The sequence below is a fragment of the Paenibacillus pasadenensis DSM 19293 genome (genome assembly GCF_000422485.1).
Classification (GTDB): Bacteria; Bacillota; Bacilli; order Paenibacillales; family Paenibacillaceae; genus Paenibacillus_O; species Paenibacillus_O pasadenensis.
Genome location: NZ_KE383855.1, coordinates 89591 through 104191, shown reverse-complemented (window position 1 = coordinate 104191; position 14601 = coordinate 89591). Strand labels below are relative to the sequence as shown.

At 62.9% G+C, this 14601-nt stretch carries 11 protein-coding genes; 5 read left to right on the top strand and 6 right to left on the bottom strand.

All coding sequences use genetic code 11. The annotated features are described in order from the left end of the window. The first annotated feature begins 3 nt into the window (after positions 1 to 3). A complete protein-coding gene (locus tag H582_RS0121530; RefSeq protein ID WP_028600193.1) occupies positions 4 to 930 on the top strand; it encodes an AEC family transporter in 927 nt (308 codons plus the stop codon). Positions 931 to 990: 60 nt separating this feature from the next. Further along, positions 991 to 1233: an HPr family phosphocarrier protein gene (locus tag H582_RS0121525; RefSeq protein ID WP_028600192.1), complete on the top strand. Its 243-nt coding sequence runs from the start codon at positions 991 to 993 to the stop codon at positions 1231 to 1233. A 565-nt stretch (positions 1234 to 1798) separates the two neighbouring features. Here the strand turns inward: H582_RS0121525 and H582_RS0121520 are convergent. The 5 genes from H582_RS0121520 to H582_RS0121500 form a co-directional block, all read right to left on the bottom strand. After that, positions 1799 to 2092 (bottom strand): type II toxin-antitoxin system RelE/ParE family toxin, encoded by a 294-nt coding sequence (locus H582_RS0121520; RefSeq protein WP_028600191.1) that lies wholly within the window; start codon positions 2090 to 2092, stop codon positions 1799 to 1801. Next, entirely contained in the window at positions 2093 to 2473 is a 381-nt protein-coding gene (locus tag H582_RS28895; protein ID WP_043111725.1) for an AbrB/MazE/SpoVT family DNA-binding domain-containing protein, read from the bottom strand. Positions 2474 to 2758: 285 nt separating this feature from the next. After that, entirely contained in the window at positions 2759 to 5107 is a 2349-nt protein-coding gene (locus H582_RS28890; RefSeq protein ID WP_084137519.1) for a carbohydrate-binding domain-containing protein, read from the bottom strand. Positions 5108 to 5129: 22 nt separating this feature from the next. Further along, entirely contained in the window at positions 5130 to 5813 is a 684-nt protein-coding gene (locus H582_RS0121505) for a DUF4956 domain-containing protein (protein ID WP_028600190.1), read from the bottom strand. Beyond that, a complete protein-coding gene (locus H582_RS0121500; protein WP_028600189.1) occupies positions 5810 to 6559 on the bottom strand; it encodes a polyphosphate polymerase domain-containing protein in 750 nt (249 codons plus the stop codon). The genes H582_RS0121505 and H582_RS0121500 overlap by 4 nt, the downstream gene beginning before the upstream one ends. Positions 6560 to 6794: 235 nt before the next feature. Here H582_RS0121500 and H582_RS0121495 point away from each other — a divergent pair, with 235 nt between their 5' ends. Further along, a complete protein-coding gene (locus tag H582_RS0121495) occupies positions 6795 to 7472 on the top strand; it encodes a response regulator transcription factor (protein WP_028600188.1) in 678 nt (225 codons plus the stop codon). After that, positions 7469 to 8755 carry a sensor histidine kinase gene (locus tag H582_RS0121490; protein WP_307719989.1) on the top strand — a complete coding sequence of 429 codons (1287 nt, stop codon included), beginning with the start codon at positions 7469 to 7471 and terminating at the stop codon, positions 8753 to 8755. Before H582_RS0121495 ends, H582_RS0121490 begins: the two co-directional genes overlap by 4 nt. Positions 8756 to 8824: 69 nt before the next feature. Here the strand turns inward: H582_RS0121490 and H582_RS0121485 are convergent, their stop codons facing one another. Further along, positions 8825 to 12733: an S-layer homology domain-containing protein gene (locus H582_RS0121485; RefSeq protein ID WP_127464531.1), complete on the bottom strand. Its 3909-nt coding sequence runs from the start codon at positions 12731 to 12733 to the stop codon at positions 8825 to 8827. A 478-nt stretch (positions 12734 to 13211) separates the two neighbouring features. Between H582_RS0121485 and H582_RS0121480 the strand changes: the two genes are divergently transcribed. After that, complete coding sequence (locus tag H582_RS0121480; protein WP_028600185.1) at positions 13212 to 14468, top strand: MFS transporter; 1257 nt, start codon at positions 13212 to 13214, stop codon at positions 14466 to 14468. Positions 14469 to 14601: the final 133 nt, after the last annotated feature.

The following is a 14601-nucleotide window of genomic DNA, read 5'->3' as shown; positions in this document are numbered from 1 at the left end:
GTCATGGGCGTCTTTCTGCTCATCCTGCTGCAGGTCATCTTCCCCGTGTTCGCGCTGCTCGGTCTCGGCGCGCTGCTCCATCGCCGGCTGCGCTTCGATCCGCGCACGCTGTCGCGGCTGACGGGCAGCGTGCTGCTGCCGGCGCTCGTGTTCGCGAATCTGTACGAGGCGCGGTTCGAGGCCGCGCTCGTGCTGCAGGTCGCGCTGTTCCTGCTGCTGCAGAACGGCCTGCTGATGCTCGCCGCGGAAGCGGCCGCGCGCTGGCTGCGGCTGGAGGCGCGCACCGCCTCGACGTTCCGCAACAGCATCGTCCTGTTCAACTCGGGCAACTTCGGCCTGCCGGTCAGCCAGCTCGTCTTCGCTACGCAGCCGGTCGGGATGTCCATCCAGGTCATCGTCACGCTGTTCCAGACGCTCGTCACGAACACGTACGGCCTGTTCAACGCGATGCGGGTGGAAACGCCGGGCTGGCGCGCGCTGCGCGGACTGGCGCTGAACCCGATCGTGCTTGCGATGCTCGCCGGCATCGCGCTGCAGGCGACGGGGCTGCGGCTGCCGGATTTCATCTGGCGGCCGATCGACACGGTCGCGTCCGCCTTTCTGGCGGTGGCGCTGTTCACGCTCGGCGCCCAGATCGCCGGGCTGCGGCTGCGGCGCCCGTCGCTGCCGCTGCTGCTGACGGCGGCCGGCCGGCTGCTGATCTCTCCGGCGCTGGCGCTGGCGCTCATCCTCGCGCTCGGCCTGGACGGCGTGACCGCGCAGGCGCTGCTCATCGCCGGCTCGTTCCCATGCTCGCGCAATATGGCGCAGTTCGCCATGGAGCACGGCAACGATCCCGACTACGCCGCCGAGGCGGTGCTGCTGACGACGCTGCTCAGCTCGCTGACCGTGGCGGCGACCGTGTTCGCCGCTCAGCAGCTGTTTGGATGAGGCGGGCGGCATAAAACGTTCTCGTTACTCGGCCCGAGAGGCCATCAGGAGGAATGAAGCATGAGCGGAATCGGAACGAAGGAAATTATCGACATCAACCGTACGGCGTCGGGCTTCGAGTCCAGCATCGTGCTGCATGCGGGCGGCCGCTGCATCGACGTCAAAAGCATCCTCGGCCTCACCGTCACGCTGGTGCGGGACGAATGCTACACGCTCGAGATCCACGGCCCGGACGAGGTCGACGCGGCGGTCGCGCTGCTCGACGCCTTCGCCGCCGCGGGGCTCCGCGTGCGGATGAAGTAGCGGCCGGAGGCGGATTCGCCAGGGCGTGTTTGCATACCCCGAAGGAAGCAGATGGGGCCGAATTTTTGATCCCTGCGTGACGAAGCAGGGGGCAAAAAGGCGGTGATAGATGCCCCTGAGCGGGTTTGCAAACACGCCCTAGGGGGGATATTGTTCCTAGGCGAATTCGAAGTCCATCAAGGAAAAAAGCGCTGCCGCTTTCTTCTTCCACACGGACTCCGTTTCGCTTCTGGCTTCTGCAGAGAGCGAAGGCCCCCGAACCGCGCTCCTTAAAGGCAAAAATGACGTTAGGACGCGCTCATGCCGACGAACCGCGCTCCCTAAAGGCAAAAATGACGTTAGGACGCGCTCATACCGACGAACCGCGCTCCCTAAAGGCAAAAATGACGTTAGGACGCGCTGATGCCGACGAACGCTCGCACACCGCCAGCTTGAATTCATTACGGCCGCATGCAATACCCGCTTTAAGAGGTTCGTTTCCATGATCCTATTTTTCCCACAGTCTCAGCAGCCTGAAAAGATATCAAAAAAGGAGCCGTCTCAGAGACGGCTCCTTTCGTTTGTCCTACTTCAAGCATCTTTTCAGCTGATAGTAAAAGTTTTCCCTAGAACCAGCCAGGATAATGACGACCAGTTCTCCTTCCTCGTTCTCTTCGACACGGTACGCGATCTCATAATTTGTTTCCTTATAAGAGACATCGTAGCCGAATAAGCCCGAAAGATCCCCGGTCTTTCGTTCCCCGATTGATGGATCATGACGAATGGCGAGAATCGCATCGAAGTACGCACGCTTCAGCGGCTTCTCGACGAGCTTTTTGAAGTAGCGTTCCGCAGGACCAAGATAGATGACGGGAAGCATCTAATCCTCCATCACATCGCCGAAGATGGCTTCCGTTCGGTCGGAGCCTTCGAAGTGGCGAGCGGCATCCTGGGATTCGGAAATCATGGTTTTGACGGCGGCTTTCAAAGCCTGCTGCTTCTCGCGGAATTTAGAGAGCAATTCGGAACCGACATAACCTTCCTGAATGAGATCGGCAAGAATCAAATCGGCATAATAGTCGTTCCCAGCCTGTTCACGCACGGGCCGAATGATGATGTGGCTGCCTTTGATGCTGAATTCGACTTCATCCTGGATGCCCGCCTGTTCGAACAACTTTTGAGGTATCGTTACTTGGCGCTTCGGCGAGACTCGCGCACGCTTCCATTCCATACCGTTCATCACCTCATTTGCAATTGCCATAGTATACCCCATTTTCCTTTTTTCTCATTTTCTTTGTTTCCATTCTTCTTTACTTTACACCTTTCGTTGCGATTGGAAAAGAGGGATTCTTGCACGTTTAAGCAAAAGCAGAGCCGCCCTCCACCCCGTCCTGCGACGTAGTGGAGGGCGGCTTCCCGCATGCCTGGCATCGAGCTTCGCCGGCCTTTTAGTTGGCTGGATCGGGCAGGCTATCGCCTGCCTGGGGCTTCCATGCCGCACGCGCCAATTCCAAGGGAGGCTCGCACGCTCCGGATGCGAAAGAGGCTACGCGCCGCTCTCGGCGCCGGCCGCGCCGGAAGCCGAGCCGGCCGCGCCCGGAGCGGAGCTGTCGCCCGGCGTCGTGCTGCCGGGACCGTCCCCCTGCGCAGGAGGCTCGCCTGGAGCACCGTCCGGCGGGGCGAAGCCTTGGCCATCGGGAGGCGTCATGCCGCCTTGACCGCGCCCTCCGCCTTGGCCGCCGAAGCCGCCGCGGCCTCCGCCCATGCCTCCGCCGCCGGTCGTGACGCCCGATTCATCGACATAGGTGACAGCCGAATCGCCGAGCTCGAAGCTTACGACCTCCATGCCGCCGCTGAGCGAGCCGCCCTCGTACAGGCCGTCCTTCGCTGCGGCGCCGGACGTCCCGCCCGTATAGAAGCTGTAGGTTCTGCCGGACTCCAGCTTCGGCGAGGCGATGACGATGTTCTGGATCGTCTTGGACGTCTCGAAGCTCACCAGCGGCGTGCCCGATTCATCCGCCAGCGTCACGAGCGTGCCGGCCGCGAGAGCCGACGGGAACGTCATCGATACGGAGCGCTGGGAAGAGGTGTCCGACGGAGCTTGCGCCATGCCGGAGCTGCCGGCGGCGATGAGCAGTCCGCCCGATTGCTCGAACGTTCCGTCGTAATCCAAGCTGCCGTTGCCGCCGTTCGTCGGGCCGTTCACGATGACGGTGCCGCCGGACATCGCGATCGAGCCGTTGGAATCGAGTCCGTCGCCTTCCGCGTCGACGACGAGATAGCCGCCGCTGATCGCGAGCCGCGCCTTGCCCGCCGCGCCGAAGCCGCCGCCCGGGCCGCCACCTTGGCCTCCTGGCTCGCCGCCCGGACCGCCTTGGCCCTGTCCGGATGCGCCATCGGCGGCGCCCTGCTCCTCAGCCGGCGCTTGACCTTGTCCCGCCGTGCCTGTCGGTGATGCGGCCGTCTCCTCCGCGCTGCCTTCCGAGGCATTGACCCCGTCGTCGCTGGCGACGACATGGATCTCGCCGCCGCTGATGGCGATGTCGGCGCTCTCCAAGCCTTCGTAGCTGGCGGCGATGTTGATCATGCCGCCGCTGATCGCGAGCGAGGCGTCGGCATGGACCGCGTCGTCGCCGGTGCGGATCGCCAGCTGGCCGCCGCTAATTGCGACCGCGCCATTGCTATGGACCGCATCGTCCTTGGCGTCGATGTCGAAGTCGCCGTCCGCGATGGAGATGCCGACGGTCGCCTTGAACGCCTTGGCGCTGCCGGATTCCGCATCGGTCTCCGTGCCGACGGCCGAGCCGGCCGAGCCGCCGCCCTCCGAGCCCGCGTCGCCCGTTCCATTTTGCACGCCTGTGTCCGTACCTGTGACTGCCCCGTTCCCCGTACCCTCTCCGGCTCCGCCTTGCTGGCGCTGCCCCATGCCGCCGAAGCCGAAGCCCTCCTCCTGATGCGGCTCCGCCTCGGCGCTGCCGCCTCCGCTGACGATGCGGTATGTGCCGCCGCCGACGAGCAGCGAGCTCGCCGCCTGGAAGCCGTCGCTGCCCGAGGCCACGTCATACGTGCCGCCCTCCAGCGCCACATAGCCTTTGCCTTCCTCGCCGTCGTTCGTCGACTTGAAGCCGTCGCCGCCCGCTTTCACCGTCAGGACGGCATCCTTCACCGCCAGCAGGTCGCGGCCGACGATGCCGTCGTCCTTGGCGGTCACGTCGATCGTGCCGCTGACGATCTTGAGCTCGTCCTTGCCGACGATGCCGTCGTTGAAACGGGCCGTCACGGACAGCTTGCCCGCGCCGTTGATCGTCAGGTCGTCCTTGCTGAACACCGCCCCCGACGGCTCGCCGTCCTCGTCCTGCTCGGCATAGGCCGCGCCGTCGGCCAGCCGGTTCGACGTGCCCTCCTGCAGCGTCAGCACGGTTTTGCCGGCCTGCTTGACCCAGATCGCCGGACCGCTGGAGCTCGACACCTCCGCTCCGCCCAGCACGAGACGCACGGCGCCCTCGTCCGCGCTGTCCACGACGATGCGGCCGTCCGTCAGCGAGCCGCTGACTGCATAGGTGCCGGCGGCCGAGATCGTGACGATGCCGCCGTCCACGCTTGCCCCGGCACCGTCGACGCTGGCGCCCGCGCCGCTCAGCGTGATCGTCGTCGCGGCCGAAGCGTCCCACTCGACCGCCAGGTCATCCTCGTCATAGGACGCGATATCGCTCAGCTTGACGCTCGCCAGCTTGGCGGCAGCCGCCGCGCTTTCCGCCGAGGCGTCAGCCGCGGACTCGCTCCCTGTGGCTGCGGCCTCCGCAGCCGTGTCCGCCGCTCCGTCGCTGCAGCCGGCCGCCAGGATGGCGGACAGCAGGACGAGGCCGGCCATTTTAGCCGATAGGTTGGTCTTCATCATCATCATCCTCTCTCTGAATTCAATACTCCTGCACGACGGGACTCATCGTCAGCGTAATGTCGAGATTGCCGTTGCGGACGCGGAGCGCGTCGAGAAACTCCTTCTGGTTCGTCTGCGGCCCCATCTGGACCGAGTACATCACTTCATACAAGCTGCCGAGCTCGGTCGTGCGCACCCGCTTCAGCTCGTACCCGACCTGATGCAGGCGGAACACCTCGGCGAACGCCTCCTCATAGCCGAGGCTCTCGGGTATCGTCACCTTGAGCGTCTTCATCGCCGGGCGGCTCGCGCCGAACTTGACCGCCTTCAGCACGAGCATCAGCACGCAGAGCACGATCGTGAACAGGACCGCATAGCCGAAAGCCCCGACGCCGCAGGCGAGGCCGGCCGCCATCGAGAACAGCACATAGGAAATGTCCTTGGCGTCGCCGGGGGCGCTGCGGAAGCGGATGATCGAGAACGCTCCGGCCAGGCTGAACGCCCGGGCGATGTTGCTGCCGATGAGCAGGATGATGATGGCGACGATCGTCGGCAGCACGATCATCGTCAGCGTGAAGCTCGGGCTGTACGCCGGCTGCGTCCTCATATAGGTCAGGCTGATGAGCAGGCCGAGCCCGATCGCGACGCCGAGCGTCAGCAGCGCATGGCCGAGCGTGAGCGCGGACTCGCCGGCAGCGGCGGTGCCGAAGATGGATTCGATCATAGGACGATTCTCTCCCTTTCGATGACGGGCGCCCCTGCGCCGCGGATGTTCTTCTTGTATTCGTTGCCGTACTTGCTGAAGCCGGTCCGGTACAGGCCGAGCTCCGAGAGCAGCCGCGACAGCCAGACCGGAACGGTCTTCTCCGCCTTCACTTCCATGAGCCATTGTCCCCGCTCCAGCAGCGGCTCGCCGTAATCGCCGGCCTCCAGCCGCAGGTCATGCCGCCGGGAGCGGATGTTCGTGTCGAACGTGATGCGCAGGTCGCGGCTTTCCTTGCTGAACAGCGCGATGCGGTCGTAGGCGAGATAGGCCATCGGCCGCAGCTCGTAGCGGCTGAGAAAGTATTCGATCTCGCTCATCACCTGCCGGTTCATGCCTTCGCGCCACTCGGGCGGCACGCCGCTCCGGGCGAAGCCGTACGCCTCGCCGAGCCGCATCGCAGTCCGGCGCTTGTTGACGAGTCCGCTCACCTTTTTCTTCAGCTCCAGATACACCTTGGCGTCCGGCCCCGGCACGCCGTAAGCGCGGATGCGCAGCTTCTCGCGGTACTTCGGCTTGGCCAGGCTCGTGCGGATGAGCGTGTGCTGCTCCGTGTCGTAATACAGGTTGCTGATGGCATAGAACTTGTCGTTCCGGTTGAACTCGTCCAGCTGCATATGCTCCATCAGGCGGTTGTACAGGTCATAGAAGGCTTTCGCATCCATCAGGTACTTGTTCTCGTACCGGTTGAACACCTCGATCGCCATGATCCCATCGCCCCTTTCGGCTGTCGTATCGGCGGGCGTCCCCGTCGTGCTGGCTTCAGCTTAGAGGGTCAACCTTTAGCGAAGCTTAAACCCCGCCGGACATGCTACACTTAGGGCGTGCAGGCCGCCGGTTAAGGTTGGCTAAAGGTTCGCTTCTTAAAATAAGCGCAAGGGAACAAGAGAAACGAAGCGGGACCGGGAGCGTCCGGGTCCGCAGGCGATAGGAGGGATTGCGATGAGGATTCTGATCGTGGAGGACGAGACGAATCTCGCCGAAGCGCTCGCCCAGGTGCTGCGCAAGCATCATTATTCGGTCGATCTGGCGCATGACGGCGAGGAAGGTCTCGACCACGCGCTCAGCGGCATCTACGATCTCGTGCTGCTGGACATCATGCTGCCGGAGCGCGACGGAATCTCGGCGCTGCGGGCGCTCCGCGCCGAAGGCGTCGCGACGCCGGTCATCCTGCTGACGGCCAAGGGCGAGACGGCCGACAAGATCGCCGGCCTCGATACGGGAGCCGACGACTATATCGCCAAGCCGTTCGATACCGGCGAGCTGCTCGCGCGCATCCGCGCGGCGCTGAGGCGCAAGGGCGAGGTTTTGCCGGAGGAGGGGCTGCGCTTCGGCGACATCGAGCTGAGCCCGCAGACGCTCAAGCTGAGCTGCGGGGGCAAGGAGCTCAAGCTGATCTTGAAGGAAAGCGAGCTGCTGGAGCTGCTCATGACGCGCCGCGCGGCGGTCACGAGCAAGGAGCAGATCATCGAGAAGCTGTGGGGCTTCGACTCCGACGCAGAGCCGAACAACGTCGAGGTATACGTCAGCTTCCTGCGCAAGAAGCTGGCCTTCCTCAAGGCGAAGGCGCGCATCGCCACGATCCGCGGCGTCGGCTACGTGCTGGAGGAGGGGACATGATGTTCCGGCGGCTGCGCAACCGGTTCCTGCTGCTGAACCTGGGCCTGTTCTCGATCCTCATGCTCGCCGCCTTCGGCGCGATCTACGGCATCACCGTGCAGAACATCAACCAGGACATCCGCCTGGAGCTGCTGCGCGTGGCGGACTATTACCGCAACGATCTGGGCGGGCCAGGCGCCGGACCGCATCAGGACGGGGGAAAAGGCGGCGGCTTCCGGCCGTTCCAGCCCGGCGGACGCATGGAGCCGCCGCCGGAGCGCTCCGTCTCGTTCGCGCTGCAGACCGACAGCGAGTGGAACCTGCTCTCCAAGTCGACCCGCTTCGATATGGAGGACGACTTTTACGAGCAGGCCAAGGACGAAGCGGTCGCGAATCCGGTCGAAAACGGCCGCTTCACCCTCGACGGGACCCGCTGGGCGTACAGCGTGCAGCAGCGCCCGGACGGCACAGGCTACTCCATCGTCTATCTCGACGTGAGCGCGCAGCAGACGATCCTGACGAATCTGATCTACACGTTCACCGCCGTCGCGCTCGTCATGTTCGCCGCCATCTTCCTCGCCAGCCGCTATTTCGCCGGGCGCTCGATCGAGCCGGTGCGGGAGGCGTTCGAGAAGCAGCGGCGCTTCATCGCCGACGCCTCGCATGAGCTCAAGACGCCGCTTGCGGTCATCAACACGAACGCGGACGTGCTGCTGGCGAGCGGCTCCGAGACGATCGACAGCCAGGCCAAGTGGCTGCAGCGCATCAAGTCGGAGACCGAGCGCATGAAGACGCTCACGAACGACCTCCTTTACCTGACGGAAATGGAGGACGCGCGCGAGCAGCCGCTGCAGGTGCCGTTCGACCTGAGCGATACGGTGGAGAGCGTCATCCTGACGATGGAAGCGGTCGTCTACGAGCGGCGGCTGGAGCTGGACTATGACATCGAGCCTGGGCTGACCGCCGTCGGCAGCGCCGAGCAGATCCGCCAGGTCGTGCTCATCCTGCTCGACAACGCGATCAAGTACGCCGGCCCGCAAGGACGGATCGCGATCTCGCTCAAGAAGCAGCATCACCATTGCCTGGTGCAGGTGACGAACACCGGCGAGGGCATCCCCGAGGAGCATCTTGAGCGCATCTTCGACCGTTTCTACCGCGTCGACGCCTCGCGCTCCCGCAAGCAGGGCGGGTACGGCCTCGGCCTCGCCATCGCGCGCTCGATCGTTGAGCAGCACAAAGGGCGCCTCTACGCGAAAAGCGTCCCGGGCGCGGAGACGAGCTTTTATATGCAGTTGGGCGGATGACGAAAAAAGGGCCTTCTCCCACCATGAACGGTGGAAGAAGGCCCTTCGTGCTGCAGCTTCTGGAGAGGATCAGGACTGGAAGCGGATTTCTCCCAGCAGACGCTGAAGCAGCAAGGCGCTCTCTTTGCGGCTGCTTGATGCGTTCCTTTCGAAATGGAACGGGTCGTTCGCCGTTCCAATCAATTTCGAGCCGATCGCCTGGCGATAGGACTCTACAGCCCATGGCGAGAGGCTCGGCGTGGCGATCATGTCTACGGACATGGGCTTGTAGCCGCTGAACTGCATCGCTTTGACAAGCATGACCATCATTTCCTGATGCGTGATAGTCTGGTTCGGCTTGAACGCGCCGTCGCTGTATCCGTTGATGATGCCTGCCTTTGCGACCAGCTTGACGGCATCGCTGTACCAGCTTCCTGCAGCGACATCCTTGAAGGCCGCCGCCGCTTCGCCGCTCGCGGACGGCGACAAGCCCAGCGCCTTGCTCAGCATGACGGCGAATTCGGCCCGCGTCACCTTGCCGTCCGGCCGGAACGTCCCGTCCGAATAGCCGTTCAAGACGCCGCGCGCAGTCAACGTCAGGATGCTGGAGTCGTACGCCGCATTTCCCGTCGCATCCTTGAAGGACGATGCTTTCTTGACGACCGCGAACAATCCGTCCTTCAGGCTGTACATCGTGACGTTCGCACCGCCTGAAGCGGAGTCGACTCGTACGGGAACCGGTTCAAACCGGTTCGTTTCCGGGTTGAGCCGGTAGCCTCCGATCTGAGAAGCAGGCGTGCTGCCGGAAACGAGGATGGTATGCCCCACGTACTGCCCATAGTCGTTCAAGTCCTGGACGGACCCGTCTTTCTGAACTGCCGCCAGATCGAATTTGACGACAGAGCCTAGCATTGCGCCTTTATTGGATGTGCGCAGCTCCGCGCCAAGCGAGGCATCCTGGACGAAAATGGACAGCCGCAGCGAGCTCGCTTCCGGCATGCGCGAGGCTAGGGCTGAGGCAGGAACGGTCCAGGTTCCGACCGATGTTTCCAGAATCAGACGGCCGTTTTTCTGCGCGGCCGATTGGACCGCTCCCGATTCGATTTGGAAAACAATTTGTCCGGCTTTGCTTTCGCTCTTGGCCCGGACGTCCGATGACCCTGCGAGCTGGCCGGCCGCATAGGCCGCATTCAAGCCGATGACCGCCGTCACGACTCCATTCGCGTCGGTCTCTTCCTTGACATCGAGCTTCGCCGGCGCTGGCGTAGGACTCGGCGCCGGCGCTCCGCCGCCGCCGATCATGCCGCCTCCGCCTCCGCCTCCGCCCCCGCCTCCGCCGGCCGGGGGCGCAGTCGGCTTGACGCCGCCGCCAGGGGTATCTATGATCATCGCCGGAATGGTCATGGCGACAGGCTCGCTTTCCAGCTTGCCTTGGCTCGTCCGCGTAATGAAGACCGTGCCTCCTGGCGATCCCATGTCGCCTGTATCCAAAGAAACGGAGCTGCTTCCCGAGGAGGGCTTGCCGGAGGCAAGGAGCGCGTAATTCGAATGATAGACGCGGATCATGTCGCCGGCCGCCAGATTCCTGACCTCTACCCGGTCGCTCGCGTACAGATACTTGTACAAAGAGATATCGCGCGCGTCTGGCGGCGAGCTTTCAAAACGACTCAGGACGAGGTACTGATATAAAGGCGCCTCGCCATCCGCGCCGCTCTGGACCAGAGCCAGGCCGACCGCCTTGTCCGGAATCCGCACAGGGCCGACTTTCAGGCTATAGGAGGCTTTGCCTCCCGGAACGGAAGCGATCGCCTCGCCGAGCAGATCGTCCTCTCCCATCCAGTACAGCTTGTAAGTCATGGCGGTTCTTTCCACGCCAGGCTTCCAAGTCAACGTGCCTTCCAGCTCCCCGTCCTTTGCCGGCAGCTCCGCCAGCGAGAACTCCTTGGCGAATGCCCCAGGGAAATTCCAGAAAGGCAGCACGACCGGCTTGCGCGGCTTCCAGTCATAGTTGTCCGTGCGGGGCCACACGGCCAGGGAGACCGCTTGAGCAGGAGCATCATGGACGCTGGCCTTGAGGACGACCGTGCCGTCCTCCAGCTTGACCTCCGAGTAGAGCGACAGGTTGGAGGACAGCGTGTTGCCGGATGCATCCCTCAGCTCCGCCGCATAGCCCCTCACCAGCTCGGAATCTCTTCCAGGAGTCAAATACAGCTTGCCTTGGAATGCGGTCGGGTCGGAATAGCCGTACTCCAGCTGCACATCGCTCGGCATGAGCATCGTCTGGACGTACTCTTCCAGCCCGTCCAGATTCGCGAACCGATACGTCCGGCTGTCCGTGGCCAGCACGATCGTTCCGTCCGCAGTGACATGCGCTTCCTTGGCTTCGAACGGCAGGTCGGCGATCTTGGCGTACGAATCACGGCCGTAGACCGCTTTTCTTCCGATGACGAATTCCTTGCCCACGGCAAGCGGCCGTTCGGGATAGGTTCCGAGAATCTGGGCAGGAGAGCTCTTGCTCCGCCTGACGTTGCCCAGATAGAGGCTCGTCCCATCCTGCAGGACGGGACCGTCGCCCGAGGAGAAAGCAACGGAGGTCGAGGAGACCTCCTGCAGGGTGGCTGCATCATAGCGGCTGATCTTGCTGTAAGTAGCGACGTACAGGCTGCCGCTTGCCGCATCGTAGACCGCTTGGCCTTGGGACGGATTGCTCGGATAGGCGAAGACGGGCTGATTCGTTCCGCTGCCTGCAAGGCGCAATTCTCCATTCATTTCCTCGCCCCAGTAGAAAAGCTTGGAGCCTGCGGGAAGCAGCCGCTGCGGATTGGACGACGTCCGGATCCGCTGCACTCCGCTCCCAAGAGCAGATGCATCGAGGATGCCGATCGCGGTTTCCCCATGGAAGGCCACATAAAGCTTTCCGGCCTGCAGCTCCAGATGAGCGGGCTGGGAGCCGACGTAAGCCTTCTCCACGAGCGACAGGTCGCTTTTCAAAAGCTTGACGACTTCGTTTGTGTCCTTCGACACGCCATAGAGATAAGTCTCGTCCGAGACGATGCTTGACAGCGGGGCGTTCGGCACGGCGTGGAAGCCGGATGCCGCCTGCAGCTTGAATTCAGGCTGCATCAGCTTCTCCGGCAGCTCGTAGACTTCAATTTTCTTGGCATCCCACCGGCCTTTCTGCACGTAGATCCTGCCGTCCCCGATCTGTCCGCGCTCCGCCTCGGCGAAAACGTCTCCAGGGAATCCGGCCAGCTGCAGATAGCGATCCCGGCTGTACAGGCCTTGCTGGGTCAGGATCAGCTCTCCTTTCTGGTCCAACAGCTTGGACATCAGATACGAGTAGCTGCCTGATCTCGGGTACATGCCTTTGATCCACGTCAAGTCGAGCGCATCCAGACGCGAGCCTGCATAGAAGACGTCATCCCCGTCAAGACCGATGTACGGAGCTGGAAACTCGAATCCATACCCTCCTCTGTAGGTGGATTCGCTCCTCTTCCTTCCGGTGTCGTACTCATAGGACGACAGGTTGGAGCCTGTACTCCCCGTCTCGCCGATGTACAGCAGACGACGGCTCTCATCCGCCTTCAGGACCGCGTCGGAGACCGACTCTGCAAATCGGGTCGTAACCCCCGTGGAACGGTCCTGCTTATAGACCGTATTCCACGAGCCGCCGCTTGTATAGAATATATATTGCGACGTTACAGCCAGCTGCAGAGGGCTGTACGTCGTTTCAATGACCGAAGCGAGCGTTTGCGTCGTCATGTCTACGACCCGAATCGATGTCGCTCCGGAGGAGGCGATATACAGCTCGTTGCCGTACCGCTCCAGATCCGACGGCATGGAGCCGACCGTCAGCTCCTTTTCCACCTTCTGCGTGGCCGTATCCACAATGGTCAAGGTGTTGGTCGACTTGGAGACCGCATACAGCTTTCCGCTCGCTTCGTCCAAGTCCCAGTCCGTCAGCTCGTTTGCCAGCGGGATCGTTCCGATCTGCTTCAATGCCTCTGCCTGCGGAGCTTTCTCGGCATGCGCCGTGCCGGCTGCCCCGAGTCCTGAAACCCCTCCCGACAATAGGACTGCCGCCGCTAGGAATGCGCTTAACCCCTTCGTGACTATTCTTTTCATCGCCCTGTCCTGCCTCTCCTCTACGAATCACCAACCTATCCTAATCTACGGTTTTTTTTAAAAATATTCCATATAAATGTTTTTAAAAGAATGCCGCTCTGGAGGCATGATGGATCAAGCTTCCGCAAGCAGGGAGATGAGCACCTGAACCAGACGCAAGGATGCGCTCCGGCATGCAGCCGGGCGAGCCCGCCATGAGCTCGCCTTTTTTCATTTCTGGTATAGTTTGGGTAAAAATGTTTTACCCCTGAAAGGCGAAGTCCCGATAAGGTTATACTGGGAAACGGAGGTTCGCATCGACTCCGGCGCATGCCGTCCTCTTCCCATTCCTATCCATAAAGGGGCTGATTCCATGGATGCTCCATCCACGAACCTACCATCTTCGCCGAGCCTTTTCCGCAACCGGTTCCTGCAGACGATCCTGCTCTCGAGCATGACGCTGCAAATCGGCATCTGGGTGCGCAACTTCGCCATCCTGCTCTACGTCGCCGAAAAGACCAACGACGATCCGATCGCCATCTCGCTCATCAGCGTAGCCGAGTTCGCCCCGATCTTCATCTTCTCGTTCATCGGAGGCACGTTCGCCGACCGCTGGCGGCCCAAGCGGACGATGGTCTGGTGCGACCTGCTCTCGGCCGTATCCGTCTTCGTCGTGCTGCTGGCCGTCCATTACGGCAGCTGGGAATCGATCTATCTGGTCGCCTTCATCTCCGCCATCCTGTCCCAGTTTTCCCAGCCGTCCGGCATGCGTCTGTTCAAGCAGCATGTCCCGGAAAGCCAGATGCAGCAAGGCATGGCGCTGTTCCAGTCGCTGCAAGCGACGTTCATGGTGCTCGGCCCGATGCTCGGCACGTTCGTCTACAGCCGCTTCGGCCTGGAGACGTCGATCGCCGTCATGGGCACGGCGTTCCTGCTGTCGGCGCTCGTGCTCGTCCGCCTGCCCAAGGATCTCGTGCAGCCGCGCGAGGCCGGAGCGAGCGGACAGTTCTGGAGCGAGCTCGCCGAGGGCTTCCGCTACGTCTGGCGCAGCACGGTGCTGCGGACGCTCGGCATCGCCTTCCTGCTCGCCGGCCTGGCCGTCGGCCTGGCGCAGGCGCTCAACCTGTTCATCGTGACGGAGCGGCTCGGCCAGGACAAAGAGTTCCTCCAGTACCTGCTCGTCGTCAGCGGCGTCGCGATGCTGATCGGCGGAGGCGTCGTCGCCGCGTTCGCGAAGCGCATCCCTCCGCAGCTGCTGCTGGCCACCGGCATGCTGTTCAGCGCGGTGTGCACGGTCATCGTCGGCTTCTCGACGAGCGTGCCGGTGACGCTCGTCACCCAGTTCATCAACGGCCTCGCCTTCCCGTGCATCCACATCGGCATCAGCACGATGATCCTGACCTGGTCGCAGCCGTCGATCGTCGGGCGGGTGAACGGCGTGCTCAACCCGCTGTTCATCGGCATGATGGTCGTGTCGATGTCGCTGGCCGGCGTGCTGAAGAGCGCGTTCCCGCTCGTCGCCATCTACAGCGGCTCGGGCCTGCTGTTCCTGCTCGGCGCGCTGGCGATGCTGCCGATCGCCAGGCACAAGGCTCCGGAGCAGCCGGCGCAGGTGCCGGCGCAGGCGTAGATTTTTGACGCAGGCAAAAGAAAAAAGCCGCCCCCTCGCCGGGGACGGCCATGCTGCCCGGATCGTTCGGGCAGCTTTTTGTATTGGCATCGCGGGCGGCGTGCGCTACACGCGGTTTTTCCGCGCGTAGGGC

Excerpts from the sequence above, each read along its gene's own strand:
- H582_RS0121530 (WP_028600193.1), top strand. The coding sequence starts at position 4 with ATGGGCGTCTTTCTGCTCATCCTGCTGCAGGTCATCTTCCCCGTGTTC.
- H582_RS0121525 (WP_028600192.1), top strand. The coding sequence starts at position 991 with ATGAGCGGAATCGGAACGAAGGAAATTATCGACATCAACCGTACGGCG.
- H582_RS0121520 (WP_028600191.1), bottom strand. The coding sequence starts at position 2,092 with ATGCTTCCCGTCATCTATCTTGGTCCTGCGGAACGCTACTTCAAAAAG.
- H582_RS28895 (WP_043111725.1), bottom strand. The coding sequence starts at position 2,473 with ATGGCAATTGCAAATGAGGTGATGAACGGTATGGAATGGAAGCGTGCG.
- H582_RS28890 (WP_084137519.1), bottom strand. The coding sequence starts at position 5,107 with ATGAAGACCAACCTATCGGCTAAAATGGCCGGCCTCGTCCTGCTGTCC.
- H582_RS0121505 (WP_028600190.1), bottom strand. The coding sequence starts at position 5,813 with ATGATCGAATCCATCTTCGGCACCGCCGCTGCCGGCGAGTCCGCGCTC.
- H582_RS0121500 (WP_028600189.1), bottom strand. The coding sequence starts at position 6,559 with ATGGCGATCGAGGTGTTCAACCGGTACGAGAACAAGTACCTGATGGAT.
- H582_RS0121495 (WP_028600188.1), top strand. The coding sequence starts at position 6,795 with ATGAGGATTCTGATCGTGGAGGACGAGACGAATCTCGCCGAAGCGCTC.
- H582_RS0121490 (WP_307719989.1), top strand. The coding sequence starts at position 7,469 with ATGATGTTCCGGCGGCTGCGCAACCGGTTCCTGCTGCTGAACCTGGGC.
- H582_RS0121480 (WP_028600185.1), top strand. The coding sequence starts at position 13,212 with ATGGATGCTCCATCCACGAACCTACCATCTTCGCCGAGCCTTTTCCGC.